The organism is Fibrobacter sp. UWB11, from assembly GCF_900143015.1.
Taxonomy (GTDB): domain Bacteria; phylum Fibrobacterota; class Fibrobacteria; order Fibrobacterales; family Fibrobacteraceae; genus Fibrobacter.
This window is the reverse complement of sequence record NZ_FSRT01000002.1, coordinates 690,098-708,878: the sequence shown is the minus strand read 5'-3', so window position 1 is coordinate 708,878 and position 18,781 is coordinate 690,098. Positions and strand designations below refer to the sequence as shown.

The window sequence follows — 18,781 nt, the reverse complement described above, 5'->3', positions numbered from 1 at the left end:
GATTGGCGAAAATTATTTAAGCAATTCTTCGGGAACACATTCGGCCATAGCTTCGTATGCCTTGGCACTCGGGTGCAGATGGTCGCCCGAGTCGAAGCCTGCCGCAAAAGCCTTCGGATCGTCGTGCCCGCGGACAGCCTTGTCGAAGTCTACGCAGCCGTCAAAATCCGGTGCGGTTCTCAACCATTCATTAAATGCGGTGCGGATGATGTCACGTTTTTCGTTGTAGGTGCGCCAACCGTAAATCGGCAGTAGCGTGCCGCTGTAAATCTTGAGACCAAGCTTGCGTGCATGCGTGATGTAAAGTGAGCGGACGCCGTTGATGAGGTCGTCTGCTGTAGGCATGTCGCTCCAGGGGCGGAACTTGTTGACTTCGACACCGACGGGGTGGATGATGTCGTTAATGCCATGCTGCACGATGACGGTGCGGGCTCCTGCAACGTTCATTTCAATCGGGAAGCGCGTCGCGCCTTTAAGGCCGTATGCAGCGTAGGTGATGCAACTGTATTCGCGCAAGATGCGTGTGCCACTGACTGCGCGACGGATGATGGATACGTTGTTGAAACCTTCGCGAGCGCAACGGAGTGCAAGGTAATCGGGCCAGTCCTGTGCCGTGATAGAATCGCCAAAGCAGACAAGTGCGAAGTTCTTTTCTTCGGTGAAAATGTCGATGGTATTGAGGAAATAAATCCAGTTGGTTTTACGTGTGAGGTCGTCGGGAAGCGTTTCGCTTTTTGCAAAATTGCCGTAGCTATACTTGCCGCCCGAAAGCGGCCCTGTGATGGCTGTACCTGCGTTCATTTGTGTGAAATCTGCAAAGTAGAGGCTTACATCGAATGTCTCACCTGCGGTTACGTCAAACGGAATTTCGTCGCTCAAGATTTCTTCACCTGCAGGGATGCTTGCAGAATTCTTGCCGCCAAAAGTGATAGCAGTTGGAATGTAAGACTGCGCGTTTGCCGTTTGGGATTGCGCAGATTTTGCGATGTACGCTTCGCTGATGGTTACGGGCTCAGTGCCGGTGAGATTCGAAAAATGGAACCGCAATTTGCTCCCCGAAAAGCAGGCGCGAATCGGATAGCGGAGAGTTAAATCCTTGGCGTATGTAGCTTCTTTGCGGTCTGTGATGGATGTGGCATTACCCCAGCAGGCAACCCATTTCGAAAATTTTTCTGGCATATAGGCTCCGCGAAAAATGGACAACGAGCAAAAATAGATAATTTGGAGACACTTTGCTAGGGGGTTGTTTGTGTAAAGGAATTGTGTAATTAAATGACAAAAAAATTACAATGAAAATTGTAAAAATCATTTATCTGCCTTCTTTGCAAAATCGTTGGTTTCGCAAAATCGAATGTGCTAGTTTGAAAGAAAAAACAAGGAGGACATCATGAAAAACATGAAATACAAACTGTTCGCTCTGATTGCTGTGATTGCGGTAACTGGCACATTGCTGTGTGTATTTTTCTGCGGTGGTAGCGATCATGAAAAAACAACTGACAATAAAGCCACCAGTGTCGATGAGTCCGATGACGGACGCGTGGAAGTTGCAACTGTGTACACTGTCAAAGATGACGGCCCAAGGTTGGAACGAGCGGAGGAACATGGCTCTAAAGGGATGCCAAAGGCGGCGCCTGTCGATCGCGGTGTGCTAAAATTGATGGCTTCAAGACCTGTTTCTGGAGAAGCTAAATTTGCAAAAGATATAGATAAAGTAATGAAAAGCGTAAGCGGTCTTTCTACATCGGGAAAAACAGTGCTTGGCGGAAGACGTGGATCTGGCGGTTTTAACGAAGGTTATGTTGCTGCTGGTTCAGGCGGTATTGGCGATGGTTTAGCGGGACTGCTTGGAGGGAGCGCTTCAGGTATAAAAACTTCTAAAGCGAAAACTGGAAGATCGTTAAAATCTTATGATATGTCGGTTTCTCGTGATGAACCGTCTTCAAGAAAAAGCAAGGTCCGAGTCTCTGAACGCCATGAACGAGTCGTTGAACGTGACGATGAGCCGACTTATAGAAGAAGGCGCAGCGGCAGGAATGAAAGTCGAAGGGCGGGACTTCTCACGGCTGGCGAATGGAATGATTTGGACAATTGGAAATTTTGGACAAATCTTCTCGATGATGATGATTTCAGTGGAAAAACCGATTACTGGGATTTTTTCCCGAAAAACCTCGTAGTGGTAAAAGTGGTTGATGGTAACAGAGTCGGTATCGCAAATGTCGATGTGGAACTATTTAACAGTAATGCTATAGAGTTTACAACCAAGACGGATAATGCCGGGTATGCATATTGCTGGATTAATTTGTTCAAGGATAGCTCCAAAAAGCTTAAAGCCAAGGATTATTCGCTGAAAGTCGATGGTGATTGGGTCAAGGAATCGATTAAGCTCACTACCATGGATGATAAAAAATTAAATGTAAACGTTGTTGTCGATGATGAAATCAGACATCCGAAAGCCAAAGCCGATGTTGCATTCATCGTAGATGCGACGGGTTCGATGAGCGATGAAATTAAATTCCTCAAGTCCGATCTCAGTTACATTATTGACCATGCAAGTTCGGAAAGTAAGGTGGCTTTGCGCACGGCAGCTCTGTTTTACCGTGATGAAGGTGATGCTTATCTGACACGTGCTAGCGACTTCACTGATGATGCTTCTGAAACACAGGATTTTGTTTCTGAGCAGAGTGCTTCTGGCGGTGGTGATTATCCCGAAGCTGTTCATTCTGCGCTTGAAGCCTCGTTGCAGGATCTTTCTTGGAATAGATCGGCTCGCGCACGTATTGCATTCCTTATTCTCGATGCGCCTGCGCACCATGAGACGGGTGTCATTGAAAGCCTTCAGGAATCTATTATGCTCTATGCAAAACATGGCATCAAGTTGATTCCGGTAGCTGCAAGCGGTGTGGATAAGGATACGGAATTTATGCTGAGATTCTTTGATGTTGCGACGGGCGGCTCCTATGTGTTCCTCACGGATGACAGTGGTATCGGCAATTCCCACATCAAGGCGTCTGTAGGTAATTACAATGTGGAAAGCCTTACGGATATCATGATTAGGCTTATCAAGAAATATGTAAAATAAGGAGGTGGTTAACGAACGATATATATGAAAGATAAATTAAGACGGATAAAAAGTATTATGCTCGCGAAAGCGAGCATTTTCTATAATTTGCGCGGTATGTCTGAGATTACGTACAGCAAAAAGAATGATGAAATTGAATGTGTCCGTTACAAGGATTGGACCAAGTCGTATCTGTCGCATACGCATACGGATCATTTGACGGTTGGCTACATCGAAGAAGGATCGGTTTGCTTGGTGATGAACGGGGTTGCGGAAATTTACAGTGCCGGCGATAAGTTCCAGATTCCGCCAGATGTTTTGCACGAAATTAAGGCAATCGATGGGCAAAGCTATTCGATGGTGGTGATGTGCATAAAAGTCGATGAATCGGAATGCGCGGTCGATTATGAAAATGCTGTTGCTCGCTTGAATGAGTTGCGAAAAAGTATTCTCGAAAAGCCCGAGAATGTCTATTTGATTGAACAGATGGCGCATGATTCTTGCATCAGCCCGTTCCACATGATTCGTGAATTCAAGAAAGCATTCGGGCTTACGCCGCACCAGTTCCAGATGCAATGCAAAGTTCGCAAGGCGCAAAAACTGCTTGCCGAAAGAAGCGCGTCCGAAGTGACTTACGATGCCGGATTTTACGACCAAAGTCACATGGACCGTTGCTTTAAAAAATTAGTTGGGCTCTCGCCTAAAGAATATAAGCGGGCAGTGAAACCTGCATCAAATAATGCCTAAATCGTCATGACGGCCTCTTTGTCACCCCCGGACTTGTTCCGGGGCGCCATCTTTAACATAGCGCGGGAATGAACTTCGCGAACAAATAAAGTCCTTCGTCGCCTGCATTTACTTCGTGCGGAACTTTCGCTGGCATAATCGAAATCACGCCTGGGACGTAATGGAGTTTGATGCCGTCATTTATGCACACGCCGCTCCCCGCGATGATTTCGTGAGTTTCGAGTTGCGTTTCGTGAATGTGATTCTTGATGCTTTTATTCGGTGCAATGCGTACGAGGTGATAGCTGAATGTGCCGCCAGTTTCTTTCGATGTAATGATATGCTTAAGTTCTACGCCTTCAAAAGTTGGGTGCTTGCTCCAAGCGATATCCTTGAATGCTTTCGTATTGCAGGGGAGTCTGAGTTCGCCGTTGTTGAATTTTTCAAAAAGTTCTTTTTCCATGAAGTTGTCCTTTTATTCGAATGTGTAGCGCAACTTTGAAAGTTTGCGATGCTTGTCGAAACTGCGCCGTGTTTGTACCTGTATTTTATAAAAGGACTTTCTGAAAAAATTGTATAAAATTGCGAAAAAAATCTAGGCATAACACTGAGGGTGTTTGGTGCTTACTTCTATAAAAATGTTATTATTGAAATATAAAGTTGGAGGGTACATCATGAAAATTGAAGACTATATTATTTCTGTTCCTGATTTTCCAAAGAAGGGTGTTCTTTTCCGCGATATTACTGGAATTTTGGGAAATGCCGATGCGCTCAAGTTGACACTCGATAGCCTTTACGAAAGGCTCGAAAAGGTTGAGTTTGATGTTGTTGCTGGGCTTGAAGCGCGTGGCTTTTTTTTCGGCGTTTCAATAGCAGAACATTTCCACAAACCGTTTGTGCCTGTGCGCAAAAAAGGGAAACTCCCGCGTGAAACTGTTGGTATCACGTACGATTTGGAATACGGTACGGCTTGCATTGAAATTCACAAAGATGCCGTTAAGCCGGGTGAACGCGTTGTGATTATCGATGACTTGCTTGCTACTGGCGGCACCGCGCAGGCTGCGATACATCTTATCGAAAAAGTGGGCGGCAAAGTGGAGTGTTGTGCTTTTATTATAGAACTTACCGATCTTAAAGGACGTGATGTTCTTTCGGGATATCGCGTAGAATCGTTGACTCAGTTCTCGGGTCATTGATTTTTAAGATGTTGTCTGTTTTTGGCTTTTTCGTAAATAGCTATATTTTTACAAGGGTGAAAATTCTTGCAGGAGATTTATGACATGGCTGAGAATCCTGATAAAAAGAACTCCGACTTGCAAGGGAACGCGAGTGCTGAAGTCGCAAAAGATTCCGCACGGATTAAGAGAATGCGCGGTTGGCTCGGCGTGAAAAGCACTTCGTCGTTGGGCGGCTATGATGACAATGGCGGTGGCGTTGCCTATGGCGAAGGGCATTCCGGATGGAATAGGTAATAAAAATTCCCGCGCTGATTAGTTTTTGAAAATTGGCAGGAAAACGTTTTTTTTTTGCTTGGTTTTTGTAATGGCTTGCTTTATATTTAGCATAAAGTCCTATGAGTAAATTTGCTTGTAACGAAAACGGATTGAGCAAAAAGAGTCGGCTCCTCTTTGCCCTTGCGGTTGTGGTGTCGCTTTGCTTTGGCTATGGCCACTGCTGGGAGCAGGACCTGATGCTTAACGTCAACGTGCGCGATGACTATCTTGTTGTCGGTGCCCTTGGCTGGTTTCCTATCCCGAGTGTGTATTATAAGGTTCTTGATTATCCGTACGCACATCGCTATGCGGCAATCGAGAAGGATTTCGAAGAGGATCCGGGGCGTCTCCTTTGGGCGGTCTATTATCCGTTCCCCCGTTATATGTATTCGGCACTGGTCGCGACGCCGGATAGCGTCTATGTTGATGGCAAAGGCGATTTTCTCAGCATGGAGGGGGAGGGTGACTTGGGCGTGATTCCGCCGAGGGATTTGAAATTGCCTGCCGAAGGGGATTCGCTTGCTACGCTTTCCCCGAATTCTATGCGAAGGATATGGCGGGGAGATGCCGCTATCGCTCCGCTTTCTGCGTTTGATGTTATTGTCAGCACATTGATTCGTGTTCGCGAGGCGTATGCTGACAGGTGGGACGCTGACAGGATTACTTTATGCATCGATGGCAGTTTCTTTAGGCAGAATAGGTTCCATGAATTGACCCCCTTGATAACTGCGTTGAAGGAAATAGGATTCAAGTACGTCTGGGTCGATGTTTATGAACTGGATGAAGCTTTTCGCATTAGTGCAATGGAATGGGCCCATCAAGAAATTTACCGGTTGTCCGGTTTAGAGCGTCCAAAGATTAATCCTAGCGGTGATTTAAGGCTTGTTGAGACACGCCCGAGTATAATGGAGGAGACTGTCAGGAAGAAAATTTCGAAAAAATTTAGCGATAAGTTTTTTACGGAGTCGGCTGGCAGGATGAAGGACTATAAAGCTAAGGCTTTCGGCTGGGTCGAGTTTCTGTGGACAAAAGATGTTAAGGTGCGCGGTTCACGTTCCGCCGAAGATGTTGCGGAAACCATGCGCCAGCGGTCGCCAGGATTGGAACACATTTACAACAAGTTCTTGAAGAAGAAACCCAGATTCAAAGGCCGCGTTGTCTTGAGATTTGAGATTGCCCCGAGCGGTGAAGTTGCCCGTCCAACCGTCGCTTATTCCTCGACCGGCTACGAGGAATTCGATAATGCGATCAGGGACTATGTTGGCCAGATGACGTTTGGCGAGGTGGAGTCCGGGAACGCGAAGGTGACGATTCCGCTTACGTTCGGATTTTCCATTCTATAGGAAAAAAATCCCCGCGCATTTTAAATTGCACGGGGATATTTTCTTTCGTCTGTAGGCGCGTTAGCGCCGTTCTCTCGTCTAGTATCTGTAGTGATCAGCCTTGTACGGGCCTTCGACCGGCACGCCGATATAGTCGGCCTGAGCCTGCGTGAGGCGGGTGAGGTGAACGCCGAGTTTTTCGAGGTGGAGGCGTGCGACCTTTTCGTCGAGAATCTTCGGGAGCGTGTACACGACGCCGCTTTCGTACTTGATACCAGCGACTGTCTGCTTGCCCTGAGCGTTGAGCCAGAGGTCGATCTGAGCGATGGTCTGGTTCGTGAAGCTTGCGCTCATCACGAAGCTCGGGTGACCAGTAGCGCAGCCGAGGTTCAGCAGGCGGCCTTCAGCGAGGATAAGGATGCTGTGACCATCGGCGAAAATCCATTCGTCGTACTGCGGCTTGATTTCGTTGCGCTTGATGCCCGGAATCTTTTTGAGACCGGCCATATCGATTTCGTTGTCGAAGTGACCGATGTTACCCACGATAGCGCGGTTCTTCATCTTTTCCATCTGAGCGGCGCTGATGATGCCGGTGTTACCGGTGGTGGTCACGAAGATGTCGGCGTAGCTAACGACTTCGTCGAGGGTCTTGACTTCGTAGCCTTCCATAGCGGCCTGCAGAGCGCAAATCGGGTCGATTTCGGTGATGATCACGCGGGCGCCCTGACCGCGGAGGGACTGGGCGCAGCCCTTACCCACGTCGCCGTAGCCGCAGACGACTGCGATCTTACCAGCCATCATCACGTCAGTGGCGCGGTTGATACCATCGATGAGGGAGTGGCGGCAGCCGTAGAGGTTGTCGAACTTGGACTTGGTCACGGAATCGTTCACGTTGATGGCCGGGAACTTCAGGCGGCCAGCCTGGGCCATCTGGTAAAGGCGATGCACGCCGGTCGTAGTTTCTTCGGAAACGCCCTTCAAAGCTTCGCGAGCGCGGGTCCACTGCTTCGGATCCTTTTCGAAAATCTTCTTGCAGGTGGCGAGGAACACGCCCCATTCTTCGCTGTCGGTGGCCGGGTTGAATTCAGGCACCTTGCCCGCGTCTTCGAATTCGGCACCGCAGGTCACGAGCATGGTAGCGTCGCCACCGTCGTCCACGATCAGATCAGGGGTCTTGCCGTCGGGCCACACGAGGGCGCGGGCGGTGTTTTCCCAGTAGTCTTCCAAGGATTCACCCTTCCAGGCGAACACAGGCACGCCCTGCGGATTTTCCACAGTACCCTTCTTGCCCACCACCACGGCGGCGGCGGCGTTGTCCTGCGTACTGAAGATGTTGCAGCTCACCCAGCGCACGTCGGCGCCGAGATCCACGAGCGTTTCGATGAGGATAGCGGTCTGCACGGTCATGTGGAGGCTTCCCATGATGCGGGCGCCAGCGAGCGGTTTCTTGCCAGCATATTCCTTGCGGAGAGCCATCAGGCCCGGCATTTCAGTTTCGGCCAAATCGAGTTCCTTGCGGCCTTCAATAGCAAGGTTGATATCTTTAATTTTGTATTCCATAGTTTATTCCTTTTGGCGCGGTTTTGCGGCCGTTTAGATGGCGATGAGAATCCGCGCACCCTTATTTATGCGTAAATATAGTTATATGCATAGAATAAGTCAAGCCGATTATGTCGCTGAAAGTGCTGAAAAGTCTTTTATAATCTCAGATATATAGGCGACCCCGCAACAAGTGCGGGGTGACAGAGAAGGCTGTGAATTGCTCCTATTCCATGAATAGGAAACCTTTGAGCGTAAAATCTGAGGAGATTTCACCATTGGTATCCCGTACGAGCAGAAAAAATTGTTTAATAATGAGTATCGCGCCATTGGTGCTGAAGGATGTGGGATTGTCCGTGATTGGTTCGGCGAATTGAAAAGTTTTGTCGAGTCTTTTTACCTTTACTTGGAAAAAGAGAGAATCGTTTTGCACCTTGAAATCATCTTTGTCAAAATGCATGTTTAGCGGGATAACCTTGCTTGTATTCTTCGGTATTTCGAAAATGTCGTCAACATGTCCGTAGATGTTTACGCTATGTAGTGTAGTCGGGGATTTTGGTCTTACCTTGCCTTTGGCTTCGTCACGTATTTTGTCGAAATCCAATACATCATCTGTAAAGAAAAACTTCCCTAGATTTTTGGTTGAATATTGTTCGAAGAATGAAATGCGTGATAGAGTGAGTGCGGACTTGTGGTCGTCTTTTTTCTGGAGTGCCGTGAGAAATATCTTTGTTTCCTCTTTGCTCAACGGCAGATTGCTGAAACCTTCTTTTTCAATGGCGGTTTTTATACCGTTGGACCAGACGTGGTATGTAATATTCGATGCGCTTAGCGGTCCTATAGTGAGAATCAGGAAACCGATGCCAAGAATGCAAGCGAGATACCTGGACTTGCACTTTATCTTATCTATGAGAAGAATTGCGATAACAATATAAAAGTAAATATTGAGAACGATCACATAAATGCGGTTTTCTGAAATCCCATAGTCGGAGATTCTGCGGAGAATGCTGATGGACATTAGTACCACAAGGGGTATGCAGAATATGGGGAATATTTTTAATAGCTTTTTTTCGATTGTTGCGGTTGTTTTTAAATGCGCCGGGTACATTTCTGTGATGGTCGCGATCATGAAAAACATGGATACTGAAACTAGGTATGATATCATTCCGTGGGGCAATTCCCATTGGACGATGAACTTGACGATGTAGATGTAAAAGAGGAGGATGGAAAGTGTGAAAATCGGTGTGAACAGGAATCTGAATTTGCTTGTTGCAAATTCGCTTTCCAAGGGTGTCTTTTCTATGCATTCGTCAATTGTGGGAATATTGGTAAAATACAGTATGGGCAATACGGTGGCTATGCAGAAGATGAATGCATAAACATTTAGGTCATAGGTATTGATGCCGAGTAGCATGACAAAAAAGACAATTAGGATTTCTATAGCGATAGTCAAGAAAATGGTGACAACCACGGCGGTACATAACGCCACCATGTTCTTGTGTAGGAATATCCAGAAAGCGTTGTCGTTCTTTTGTTTAAAAAATGGAATAACGAATGGACCCATGAATGCGGTAATGTATAGGGCAAGGGCTGATGCTATGAAACTTTTCCCATGAGCGAAACCGTCGCTAGCAAATATGCTTATAATAGGCAATAGTGCAACTGAAATAACTAGCCATGCGATGCCTGTAATTCTCTGGGGTTTATCACTATTATTTTTCTTGTATTCCTGGATGAGCGATGTCGTGAGCGAGATGAACATCGCCACGACGGGATAAACCATGAACCAGAACTGAAGCCAAGGATTCTTGCCATTGATGAAGTCAAGGCTAAAGATAAGTGCGAAGGATGTGACAATCGCAAATGCTGACGCAACCGGGAACCGCTTGAATGCGTTCAGAATGAGGCTTGGGTATTCTTTTAGTATTTTCTGCATTTTTGCTCTACTTTATAAACAGTATCCCTTCGATGCGGAGCGAACGCCCTTTTTCGGACCATTGTTCAGCGTGCAGTTTGTTGATGCTGAGCGTGACCCTGTCGTTTACGATGGTTTTTAGCGTGTCCTGCATCAGTTCTTGCTTAGTGATTCTGAAAGTGTAAGTCTTGTACTTTGAATCTTTCTCGTTGGCATCTTTATCGGATTTTGTGGAATCCGCCTTGCTTGTTTTGTTTGCTGTGTTGCCTTTCCCTGTTTTGGTGGAGTCGTTATCGAATAGCGATAGCCAGAAGACGAGGGTGTCGCCTTCGAACTTGAAATCGTCCCTATTGAAATCGAGGTCGAGGTTGATGGCTTCCTTTGCTCCCTTGGGAATATCGACGCCTTCGTTCTTGGGGTGTCTTATGTCGGCTTCGAAAGATTCAAATTTTTTTGTGGAGTCTTTGTCGCAGCAATTGCTCTTTTCGAATGCTTCACGGTGCAAACGTTTGAGGTCGCTCAGGGACATTTTGCTTGTGGAAAAATGCGTGATGACAAATATGTTGTTCGATTCTTCGAGCGAAATCAATCGTGCAAGCGTCCTTTGCGATTCGGGGTCTTTGCTTTCCTTGAGCTTGAAAATAAAATTCTTGGTGTCTTCTTCGCTCAGCGGGAACTTGCTGTAGCCTTGTGCGGCAAGCGCGTTCTCGATACGGCTTTCCCAGATGAGGTCATTTATGTTGGATGCGCTAAACGGTGGTTGCGTGAGGATAAAGAACATGGCGCAGAAAACGATGGCGATGTATCGCATCTTGCGGCTGATTTTTTCGATGAGCAATATGGCGATGATGGCGTAAAAATAAATGTTGAGTGCGATGGCGTAGATATATTCTGTGTCGATGCCGAATGCGCTTATGGAGTTGTCGATGTCGATGGACATCAAGATGACAAGGGGGAGGCAAGCGGCAGGGATTATTTTGATGAAGCGTTTTTCAAAGGTCTGTTCGGCGGTGAGACGGACTGGGTACATGACGGTCACGAGCACGAGCATGTAAATCATGAAACTAATGACAAAGTAAGAGGGTGTTTCGCCTGGCATGTTCCATAAGGCGATAAACTTGAGAATGTAAGCGTAGAAGAGGAGTGTGCCGATGGTGATGACCGGGATGAACAAGAAGCGGATGGTACTCGATGCGAACTTGCTCAAGGTGGGGGATTCGTCAAGACATTCTTCGATGGAGGGGATTTTGGTGAAGAAAAGTATGGGAGCGACTACGCTTGCGCAGAAATAGAATATGTTGAGATAGGTGAAGTCGCTGTCAAAGTCGGCATCGAACAGTTGTTCGAAACCAAAGACAAAACCTTCGATAGCGCCGAGCAAAATGGCCGAGACGAGTATGGCGACGACAGCCGCCTTGAAGCTCTTCTGTAGAAAGTTCCAAACTCCGTTTTCATTACGTTCCTTCCAGAATGGCGCAAAGAAAAATCCCAAGGATGCAATTATATAGACGAGGGTGATTGCGCTTCCGAAATAGATGAGGTAATCGCCGCTTTTGTCGAATAGTGCAAATACTAGCGTTAAGGAAAGTACGAACCATGAGCCGCTCGCGATGGCTTGGGGCCGCCAGTCCGTGCTTTTCCGGGATTCCTGCACGAGCGATGTCGTGAGGGAGATGATTAAAGCGGCGATGGGGTAGATGGCAAGCCATGTAAAGAACTTGATGGCGTTATCGCCAAAGACCTTGTCAAATAGCGAAAACAAGTTCGTTTCGATGACGAGCGTGATGAATATGAGAAACGTAAACGCCGATGCGGTTGGAAAACGTTTGAACGCGCTCGTGATTTGGCTCGGGTATTTCTTGATTGCGGCTAAGACCATGATTTACTCCAGGAAAAGGATACCACGGATACTAAAGTAATTGTGCTTGACTTTTTCTTCTTTCTTGTATAAAGTCAAGTCCAAATTTTCGACGCCGATTTTGGCACCTTCGGTTTCGAGGAATCGCACGCTTTTTTGCTCCAGTGCCAGCTTCGTGACAAAGAAGTGGAAGGTCTTGTCTAGCTTTTTAGGTTTGAATTGGAAAAATAGCGTGTCGCTCTGGAATTTGTAATCTTCTTTATTGAAGGTCTTGTAAAAGTGGTTTACTTGGGTTGCGTTTTTAGGAATCTCAAAGTAGCTGTTTTTGGAATTGTTTATATAGGCGCTGATAAGGAACTCGTTGACTTCTTCTGTTGTTGAAGATTTTCTGGAAATCAGGATGAGAGGCTCTCCATTGGGAATGTTCTGTGCGAGTTCTTTGTCGTGTCTGGAATTGAGAATTTCCAATCGTGAAGTGGCGATGTTTGTTTTGTGGTCACTCTTGTCCTGGACGCGTCTTGCGAATTCTACAGTTTCTTCCTTGCTTAGCGGAAACTTGTTATAGCCTTCTTCGGCGAGAGCGTCCTTGATGCTTCCCATCCAAATGCGGTGCGTGACATTGATAGCGCTCAGCGGGCCGTTTGTGGCGATGAGGAACATGCTGCAGAAGACGATGACGATGAATCTCGATTTGCACTTGATTTTGTCAATGAGCAAAATGGCGATAATGGCATAGTAGAAGATGTTGATGGCAGCAATGTAATAGCGGTCTTCTGAAATCCCGTAATCGGAGATTCTGCGTATAATGCCGACGGACATCAAGATGACGAGGGGGATGCAGGCGGCGGGGAGAATTTTCAGGAGCTTGCTCTCAAAGGATTGCTTGGGATTGATGCGTTCGGGGAGCATCAGAGTGACTCGCAGAAGCATGAGCAACATGGATGCCGAAACGAGATAGGAGACCATTCCTTTGGGCATTTCCCATTGGATGATGATTTTTGCAATGTAGGCGTAAAGAAGTAAAATATAGAGTGAGACGACAGGTAAAAAGATAAACTTGTTCGTGCTAGTCTGGAATTTGTTCAAAGCGGGTGTTTCTTGCAGGCTCTCGTCAATGGAAGGGATGCCGGAGAAGAACAAGATGGGGAATATGGTGCATGAACTGATAATCGCCGAATAAACGAAAGGTCTTGCAGACACTTTAATGTCGAATAGGTTGAAGAATCCGAATAGGAGGCCGTCAATAGCGATGAGCAGAACTACGGAAATGGCGGTAGCGACGACAGCGGCTTTGGCATTCTTCATTAAGAATACCCAGAATCCGTTTTCGTCTTTTTGTTTGAAGAATGGTGCTACGAAAATGCTCAAGAACGCGGTTGTGTAGATAAACGAATATGTCATTCCGACATACGTCCGTCCGATATCGTTAGAGTTTTTCGGAAAGTAAAGAACGAGAGCGATGGAAATGGCAAGCCAAAGGGCTCCGGCGATGATATGGGGGAGGAAGCTGAATTTTTTTCGGGATTCCTGGACGAGCGAAACCGAAAGTGCTATCATTGAAGCTGCAATCGGGTAGATCATTAGCCAGTGAGAAAATTTATATTCCGTTGGTGAGTGACCGCTTTCATAAACGTAGATGAATGCGATTGTCGCGAAAATGGCAAACGCCGCTGCGAGCGGAAACCGCTTGAATGCCGTCGAGATTTGGCTCGGGTATTTCTTGATTGCTGTTAAGTCCATTTTATCCCTCCAAGTTCTTTGTCATGCCCGCGATTCCCGCGAACTACTTCCCTTCGCGCTCGTTGCGTTCCTTTTTAAGTTGCTTCAACTGCGCGAGGCGTTCGCCGAGTGCCTTTTCGCGCCCGTAGGGCTTGGGTTCGTAAATCGTTGTACCGACAAGTTGCGTGGGCAGGTGTTCCTGCGCGGAGTAGCCGCCCGGACTGTCGTGGTCGTATTCGTAGCCGTTCCCGTAGCCGAGTTGCTTCCCGACGCGGGTCACGGAATTGCGGTACGCGCGTGGCACGGGGAGCGTTCCCGTTTGCTTCACGATGGCGTCGGCCTTCATGCCGGCAAGTTCGAGGCTGTTGCTCTTGGGTGCAAGCGCCAAATAAACGGCGAGCTCGTCGAGTGCTATCAAGCCTTCCGGAATCCCCATAAAATCGTACGCTTCGCGGGCGCTTGTTGCAAGCAAGAGCGCGTTCGGGTCTGCAAGTCCCACATCTTCCATGCTCATGCGCATCAGGCGGCGCAAAATGAATCGCGGGTCTTCGCCGCCTTGCAGCATACGGTGCATCCAGTAAAGTGCCGCATCCGGGTCGGAACCGCGCACGGACTTGTGCAATGCCGAAATCAGGTTGTAATGCTCTTCGCCGCTTTTGTCGTAGCGCAACGGCTTCTTGTACTGGAATTCCTCGAGCAACTTTTCGTCGATTTTCTTGTTGTCACCGAGGTTCTTGCCAATCCATTCCAATTGGTTCAGCAAAAATCTTGCATCGCCTTCGGACTGTGCAATGAGCTTGTCGACAACGGCGTCTTCGACTTCTACATCTTTGAGCTGGAGGCCGCGAGGATGGTCCCGCAATGCGCTAAAAATTAAAGTGCGCAAGTCTTCTTTGCTGAGCGGTGCGAACAAAATCAGCTGGCAGCGGCTGAGCAAAGCTCCGTTCACTTCGAAACCCGGGTTTTCCGTGGTCGCACCGATGAGCGTCACCGTGCCATCTTCCACAGCTCCGAGCAATGCGTCTTGCTGCCCCTTGTTGAAGCGGTGGATTTCGTCGATGAAGAGAATCGTGTCCATGAACGCGTGCTTCATCTGGCGAGCATCTGCGAGAACTTCCTTGACCTCTTTCACTCCGCTTGCAACTGCCGAAAGCGCAACAAAACGCTTCTTGGTGTGTTGCTTGATGACGTGTGCGAGGCTAGTCTTTCCGCAACCCGGAGGGCCCCAGAAAATCATGCTGGGGATCGAGTCGTTTTCGAGACTCTTGCGTAACAAGCTCTGCTGGCCGAGAATCTTGTTCTGGCCAAGAAACTCGTCCAAGTTTTGCGGGCGGAGGCGTTCTGCTAAGGGGGCGTCCATGATTATACTATATAAAAATTAGTCGCTAAAGATTTTGTCTTCGACTTTCTTGATACATTCGGGCTTGTCGCGTGTCGGGACTCCGCCTTTCGTGAATACGTGTACGGAGTAGCCTGTGGTGCAAAGTTCGCCGTTCAAGGTGACTTGATAAAGGAACTTGTATTTGCAGCGTCCGTCGTGCACGAGCTTTGTTTCGACATCGACAAAATCGCCAAAACGGCACGGGCGCTTGTACTGCACGTTCAATTCGAGGACTGGGCTTGCAAACCCTTCGCGTTCCACTTCGTCGTAGGGGGCGCCTACAGCGCGGAAAAAGTCAACACGGGCCTGTTCAAACCAGATGGGGTAGGTGGCGTGGTGTACGACGCCCATGGCGTCAGTTTCTGCGTAGCGGACTTGAATGCGGGTTTTGAAAGAAAAATTATTTTCCATGTGTAATTATATAGAGGGTGGGTATAAGTTCGGTTGTATAAAGTAGTTAATTAGAATTTGGTCATTGGTCAATAGTCAGTAGTCAGTAGTCAATGGTCGTTGGTCGATGGTTGCTAAAGCATTTTGATATAAACTCTTCTAATAACTAAAGACTTACTACTAATAACTAAACAAAATATAGCTAATGGCCAATAACTAATGACTAAAAACTACTAAAAATAGTGCTCATTTTTTCACTTAAAAATCTATCAACACTCAACTAACACTCTTTACGCTAGTTTGTTTACGTGTATTTTGAAAAATTTCAATTTTTTTCAAGAAAAAACGCAATTCTTGTTGACAAGACCAGGTAAATCTTATTAAATTTGCCACGCTTTAGTTCCTCAAGTGAACTGAGGCGAGAAGCGCCAAAGTAGCTCAGCTGGTAGAGCAGCTGATTTGTAATCAGCCGGTCGTAGGTTCGATTCCTATCTTTGGCTTTACATAATGGGTCGTTGCCCGAGTGGTTAAAGGGGACGGACTGTAAATCCGTTGGCTTACGCCTACCGTGGTTCGAAACCACGACGGCCCACGACAATCAGCCCTACGGTGTCTAAGGCATCGTAGGGCTTATGCCCAGGTAGCTCAGTGGTAGAGCACTTCCTTGGTAAGGAAGAGGTCTCGGGTCCGACTCCCGATCTGGGCTCTCACTAAAATGGAGATAGAATAATGGCAAAAGAACATTTTGACAGAAGTAAGCCGCATTGCAACATCGGCACCATCGGTCACGTTGACCACGGTAAAACCACTCTTACTGCAGCAATCTGCACGACTCTCGCTGCTAAGGGTCTCGCCGCTGCAAAGCGTTTCGATGAAATCGACAACGCTCCGGAAGAAAAGGCTCGTGGTATCACGATCAATACTTCTCACGTCGAATACACCACCGCTAACCGTCACTACGCACACGTTGACTGCCCGGGGCATGCTGACTATGTGAAGAACATGGTGACTGGTGCTGCTCAGATGGACGGCGCTATCCTCGTTGTTGCCGCTACTGATGGTCCGATGCCGCAGACTCGCGAACACATTCTTCTCGCTCACCAGGTTGGCGTGCCGAAGATCGTCGTGTTCATGAACAAGTGCGACATGGTTGACGATGCTGAAATTCTCGACCTCGTCGAAATGGAAGTTCGCGAACTCCTCTCCAAGTATGACTATGACGGTGACAACACCCCGATCATCCGTGGTTCCGCACTCAAGGCTCTCGAAGGCGATCCGGAATACCAGGACAAGATCATGGAACTCATGGACGCTTGCGACACCTACATCCCGCTCCCGCAGCGCGATACCGACAAGCCGTTCCTCATGCCGATCGAAGACGTGTTCACGATTACTGGCCGCGGCACTGTCGCTACTGGCCGTATCGAACGCGGTGTCGTTCGCCTCAACGACAAGGTTGAACGTATCGGTCTCGGTGAAACCACCGAATACGTCATTACCGGTGTTGAAATGTTCCGTAAGCTCCTCGATGACGCTCAGGCCGGTGACAACGTTGGCCTCCTCCTCCGTGGCGCTGAAAAGAAGGACATCGTCCGTGGCATGGTGCTCGCAGCTCCGAAGTCTGTCACTCCGCACACCGAATTTAAGGCTGAAATCTACGTTCTCACGAAGGACGAAGGTGGCCGCCACACGCCGTTCATGAATGGCTACCGTCCGCAGTTCTACTTCCGCACCACCGACGTTACTGGTACGATCCAGCTCCCGGAAGGTGTTGAAATGGTTACTCCGGGTGACACGGTCACGATTCACGTGAACCTCATTGCTCCGATCGCTATGGAAAAGCAGCTCCGCTTCGCTATCCGCGAAGGTGGCCGCACGGTTGGTGCAGGTTCTGTAACCGAAATCATCAAGTAATCAGGATAAAAAATGCCTAGAGAACTCATCGTGCTTGAATGCACAGAATGCAATCAGCGCAACTATGATTGCGACAAGAACAAGCGTCTTCATCCTTCCCGCGTGGAATACAAGAAGTACTGCCGCTTCTGCCGCAAGCATACTGTTCACAAGGAATCCAAGTAAGGAAGTCCGAATAGGTCGATAGCTCAATTGGTAGAGTCACGGTCTCCAAAACCGTTGGTTGGGGGTTCGAGTCCCTCTCGACCTGCTCACTTCCCGGAGAAAAAATGCGTAAGGTTCAGCAATATGTATCAGAATCTGTCCAAGAACTGAAACAGGTTACTTGGCCCACCTGGGAAGAACTTAAGGGTTCTACTCTTGTTGTAATGCTTTTCAGCGTTATCATGGGATTCTATATTGCAGGGCTCGATTTTGTGCTCTCTTGGATTGTAAATTTCATTATGGGTAGAGGTTAATGTATGGCCATGCAGTGGTATGCAGTTCACACCTTTACCGGTCAAGAAAACAATATCAAGAAACGCCTTGAGCAAATGATTGAGCGCGAAGGCGTTCAAGATAAATTTGGACGTATACTCGTACCTATCCGCGAAGTTGTTTCCAACGTTCGCGGTAAGCGTCGTGTTAGCGTCCAAAATTTGTTTCCTGCATATATTATTATTGAAATGGAGCTGGACGAGCTCACCCAGCACCTGGTGTCCACCATCAATGGTGTCACCCATTTCGGCGGAATGACTCGCGCTTCTCGAGTACCTATTCCGCTTCGTCAGAGCGAGGTCGATCGTCTTCTGGGTGTTGATCCTGAAAACTCCATTGAAGGCGAGATCCAAATTCCGTACACAATTGGCGAAAATGTCTGCATCAAGGAAGGTCCTTTCAAGGGCTTTGTGGGCGTCGTAGATGAAATTATGGAAGCCAAGATCAAGGTCATGGTTTCCGTTTTTGGTCGTTCTACGCCAGTCGAACTCGCCTTTAACCAGGTCGAATCCGCCGACGCATAATTGATACGGTCTTTGAAACGGAGATAATACAGTGGCAAAGAAAATCACAGGTTATATTAAGCTCCAGATTCCCGGTGGCGCAGCTAACCCAGCTCCTCCGGTAGGTCCTGCCCTTGGTCAGAAGGGCGTGAACATCATGGAGTTCTGCAAACAGTTTAACGCTAAGACCCAGAACGACAAGGGCATGATTGTGCCGGTTGTCATCACGGTCTACGCTGACAAGAGCTTCACCTTCATCACGAAGGTCTCGCCGGTTCCGGCCCTCATCAAGAAGGCTACTGGCGTGCAGAGTGGCTCTGGTGAACCCAACCGTAAGAAAGTTGGCAAGATCACTCAAGCCCAGATCACGGAAATCGCCCAAAAGAAGATGCCGGATCTAAACACAATCGACCTCGAAGCCGCCAAGCGCATGGTTGCGGGCACTGCTCGTTCCATGGGTATTGAAGTGGTTGACTGAGGCAGGTA

At 47.9% G+C, this 18,781-nt stretch carries 18 protein-coding genes and 4 tRNA genes; 14 read left to right on the top strand and 8 right to left on the bottom strand.

Going from position 1 to position 18,781, the window contains the following annotated elements:
• Positions 1-12: 12 nt before the first annotated feature.
• Positions 13-1,179, bottom strand: coding sequence for an SGNH/GDSL hydrolase family protein (locus BUQ91_RS11430; protein WP_074209371.1), 1,167 nt, complete (start codon positions 1,177-1,179; stop codon positions 13-15).
• Between the two features lie 208 nt (positions 1,180-1,387).
• Between BUQ91_RS11430 and BUQ91_RS11425 the strand changes: the two genes are divergently transcribed.
• Positions 1,388-3,079, top strand: a complete 1,692-nt coding sequence (locus tag BUQ91_RS11425; RefSeq protein WP_254842339.1) for a vWA domain-containing protein — start codon at positions 1,388-1,390, stop codon at positions 3,077-3,079.
• 96 nt (positions 3,080-3,175) lie between these two features.
• On the top strand, positions 3,176-3,805 hold the full coding sequence (locus BUQ91_RS11420) for a helix-turn-helix domain-containing protein (protein ID WP_175566630.1): 630 nt from the start codon (positions 3,176-3,178) through the stop codon (positions 3,803-3,805).
• A gap of 52 nt (positions 3,806-3,857) precedes the next feature.
• On the opposite strand, the gene BUQ91_RS11415 is transcribed toward BUQ91_RS11420, so the two are convergent.
• The gene (locus BUQ91_RS11415) at positions 3,858-4,247 is read right to left on the bottom strand and encodes a cupin domain-containing protein (protein ID WP_074209369.1); all 390 of its coding nucleotides are present in this window, start codon (positions 4,245-4,247) and stop codon (positions 3,858-3,860) included.
• Between the two features lie 208 nt (positions 4,248-4,455).
• Between BUQ91_RS11415 and BUQ91_RS11410 the strand changes: the two genes are divergently transcribed.
• The 3 genes from BUQ91_RS11410 to BUQ91_RS11400 all read left to right on the top strand — a co-directional run bounded on the left by BUQ91_RS11410 (position 4,456) and on the right by BUQ91_RS11400 (position 6,620).
• Positions 4,456-4,980: an adenine phosphoribosyltransferase gene (locus BUQ91_RS11410; RefSeq protein WP_083601265.1), complete on the top strand. Its 525-nt coding sequence runs from the start codon at positions 4,456-4,458 to the stop codon at positions 4,978-4,980.
• An 84-nt stretch (positions 4,981-5,064) separates the two neighbouring features.
• A complete protein-coding gene (locus BUQ91_RS11405) occupies positions 5,065-5,256 on the top strand; it encodes a hypothetical protein (protein ID WP_074209367.1) in 192 nt (63 codons plus the stop codon).
• A gap of 101 nt (positions 5,257-5,357) precedes the next feature.
• Entirely contained in the window at positions 5,358-6,620 is a 1,263-nt protein-coding gene (locus BUQ91_RS11400; RefSeq protein WP_074209366.1) for a TonB family protein, read from the top strand.
• A gap of 78 nt (positions 6,621-6,698) precedes the next feature.
• Here the strand turns inward: BUQ91_RS11400 and ahcY are convergent, their stop codons facing one another.
• The 6 genes from ahcY to BUQ91_RS11370 form a co-directional block, all read right to left on the bottom strand.
• Positions 6,699-8,159: an adenosylhomocysteinase gene (gene ahcY, locus BUQ91_RS11395; RefSeq protein ID WP_074209365.1), complete on the bottom strand. Its 1,461-nt coding sequence runs from the start codon at positions 8,157-8,159 to the stop codon at positions 6,699-6,701.
• 205 nt (positions 8,160-8,364) lie between these two features.
• Positions 8,365-10,074, bottom strand: coding sequence for a DUF4153 domain-containing protein (locus tag BUQ91_RS11390; RefSeq protein WP_074209364.1), 1,710 nt, complete (start codon positions 10,072-10,074; stop codon positions 8,365-8,367).
• A gap of 7 nt (positions 10,075-10,081) precedes the next feature.
• Positions 10,082-11,932 carry a DUF4153 domain-containing protein gene (locus tag BUQ91_RS11385; protein WP_074209363.1) on the bottom strand — a complete coding sequence of 617 codons (1,851 nt, stop codon included), beginning with the start codon at positions 11,930-11,932 and terminating at the stop codon, positions 10,082-10,084.
• A gap of 3 nt (positions 11,933-11,935) precedes the next feature.
• Positions 11,936-13,651 (bottom strand): DUF4153 domain-containing protein, encoded by a 1,716-nt coding sequence (locus BUQ91_RS11380; RefSeq protein ID WP_074209362.1) that lies wholly within the window; start codon positions 13,649-13,651, stop codon positions 11,936-11,938.
• Between the two features lie 43 nt (positions 13,652-13,694).
• Positions 13,695-14,990: a replication-associated recombination protein A gene (locus BUQ91_RS11375; protein ID WP_074209361.1), complete on the bottom strand. Its 1,296-nt coding sequence runs from the start codon at positions 14,988-14,990 to the stop codon at positions 13,695-13,697.
• Between the two features lie 18 nt (positions 14,991-15,008).
• The gene (locus tag BUQ91_RS11370; RefSeq protein ID WP_074209360.1) at positions 15,009-15,422 is read right to left on the bottom strand and encodes an acyl-CoA thioesterase; all 414 of its coding nucleotides are present in this window, start codon (positions 15,420-15,422) and stop codon (positions 15,009-15,011) included.
• Positions 15,423-15,828: 406 nt separating this feature from the next.
• Between BUQ91_RS11370 and BUQ91_RS11365 the strand changes: the two genes are divergently transcribed.
• From BUQ91_RS11365 to rplK, 9 genes are all read left to right on the top strand, one after another.
• Positions 15,829-15,901, top strand: a tRNA-Thr gene (locus BUQ91_RS11365).
• A gap of 9 nt (positions 15,902-15,910) precedes the next feature.
• Positions 15,911-15,993 (top strand) — tRNA-Tyr (locus BUQ91_RS11360).
• A gap of 42 nt (positions 15,994-16,035) precedes the next feature.
• Positions 16,036-16,107: transfer RNA gene (locus BUQ91_RS11355), tRNA-Thr, on the top strand.
• A 23-nt stretch (positions 16,108-16,130) separates the two neighbouring features.
• Positions 16,131-17,315, top strand: a complete 1,185-nt coding sequence (tuf, locus tag BUQ91_RS11350; RefSeq protein WP_074209359.1) for an elongation factor Tu — start codon at positions 16,131-16,133, stop codon at positions 17,313-17,315.
• Between the two features lie 12 nt (positions 17,316-17,327).
• Entirely contained in the window at positions 17,328-17,480 is a 153-nt protein-coding gene (gene rpmG, locus BUQ91_RS11345; RefSeq protein ID WP_014545993.1) for a 50S ribosomal protein L33, read from the top strand.
• 12 nt (positions 17,481-17,492) lie between these two features.
• Positions 17,493-17,565, top strand: a tRNA-Trp gene (locus BUQ91_RS11340).
• 19 nt (positions 17,566-17,584) lie between these two features.
• Positions 17,585-17,773 (top strand): preprotein translocase subunit SecE, encoded by a 189-nt coding sequence (gene secE, locus BUQ91_RS11335; RefSeq protein WP_014545992.1) that lies wholly within the window; start codon positions 17,585-17,587, stop codon positions 17,771-17,773.
• Between the two features lie 3 nt (positions 17,774-17,776).
• Positions 17,777-18,316, top strand: a complete 540-nt coding sequence (nusG, locus tag BUQ91_RS11330) for a transcription termination/antitermination protein NusG (protein WP_072829995.1) — start codon at positions 17,777-17,779, stop codon at positions 18,314-18,316.
• A gap of 31 nt (positions 18,317-18,347) precedes the next feature.
• Positions 18,348-18,773: a 50S ribosomal protein L11 gene (gene rplK / locus BUQ91_RS11325; RefSeq protein WP_014545990.1), complete on the top strand. Its 426-nt coding sequence runs from the start codon at positions 18,348-18,350 to the stop codon at positions 18,771-18,773.
• Positions 18,774-18,781 lie beyond the last annotated feature (8 nt).

Bases quoted from the DNA above. Each gene is read 5' to 3' on its own strand.
- BUQ91_RS11430 (WP_074209371.1), bottom strand. From the start codon at position 1,179: ATGCCAGAAAAATTTTCGAAATGGGTTGCCTGCTGGGGTAATGCCACA.
- BUQ91_RS11425 (WP_254842339.1), top strand. From the start codon at position 1,388: ATGAAAAACATGAAATACAAACTGTTCGCTCTGATTGCTGTGATTGCG.
- BUQ91_RS11420 (WP_175566630.1), top strand. From the start codon at position 3,176: ATGTCTGAGATTACGTACAGCAAAAAGAATGATGAAATTGAATGTGTC.
- BUQ91_RS11415 (WP_074209369.1), bottom strand. From the start codon at position 4,247: ATGGAAAAAGAACTTTTTGAAAAATTCAACAACGGCGAACTCAGACTC.
- BUQ91_RS11405 (WP_074209367.1), top strand. From the start codon at position 5,065: ATGGCTGAGAATCCTGATAAAAAGAACTCCGACTTGCAAGGGAACGCG.
- BUQ91_RS11400 (WP_074209366.1), top strand. From the start codon at position 5,358: ATGAGTAAATTTGCTTGTAACGAAAACGGATTGAGCAAAAAGAGTCGG.
- ahcY (WP_074209365.1), bottom strand. From the start codon at position 8,159: ATGGAATACAAAATTAAAGATATCAACCTTGCTATTGAAGGCCGCAAG.
- BUQ91_RS11390 (WP_074209364.1), bottom strand. From the start codon at position 10,074: ATGCAGAAAATACTAAAAGAATACCCAAGCCTCATTCTGAACGCATTC.
- BUQ91_RS11385 (WP_074209363.1), bottom strand. From the start codon at position 11,932: ATGGTCTTAGCCGCAATCAAGAAATACCCGAGCCAAATCACGAGCGCG.
- BUQ91_RS11380 (WP_074209362.1), bottom strand. From the start codon at position 13,651: ATGGACTTAACAGCAATCAAGAAATACCCGAGCCAAATCTCGACGGCA.
- BUQ91_RS11375 (WP_074209361.1), bottom strand. From the start codon at position 14,990: ATGGACGCCCCCTTAGCAGAACGCCTCCGCCCGCAAAACTTGGACGAG.
- BUQ91_RS11370 (WP_074209360.1), bottom strand. From the start codon at position 15,422: ATGGAAAATAATTTTTCTTTCAAAACCCGCATTCAAGTCCGCTACGCA.
- tuf (WP_074209359.1), top strand. From the start codon at position 16,131: ATGGCAAAAGAACATTTTGACAGAAGTAAGCCGCATTGCAACATCGGC.
- rpmG (WP_014545993.1), top strand. From the start codon at position 17,328: ATGCCTAGAGAACTCATCGTGCTTGAATGCACAGAATGCAATCAGCGC.
- secE (WP_014545992.1), top strand. From the start codon at position 17,585: ATGCGTAAGGTTCAGCAATATGTATCAGAATCTGTCCAAGAACTGAAA.
- nusG (WP_072829995.1), top strand. From the start codon at position 17,777: ATGGCCATGCAGTGGTATGCAGTTCACACCTTTACCGGTCAAGAAAAC.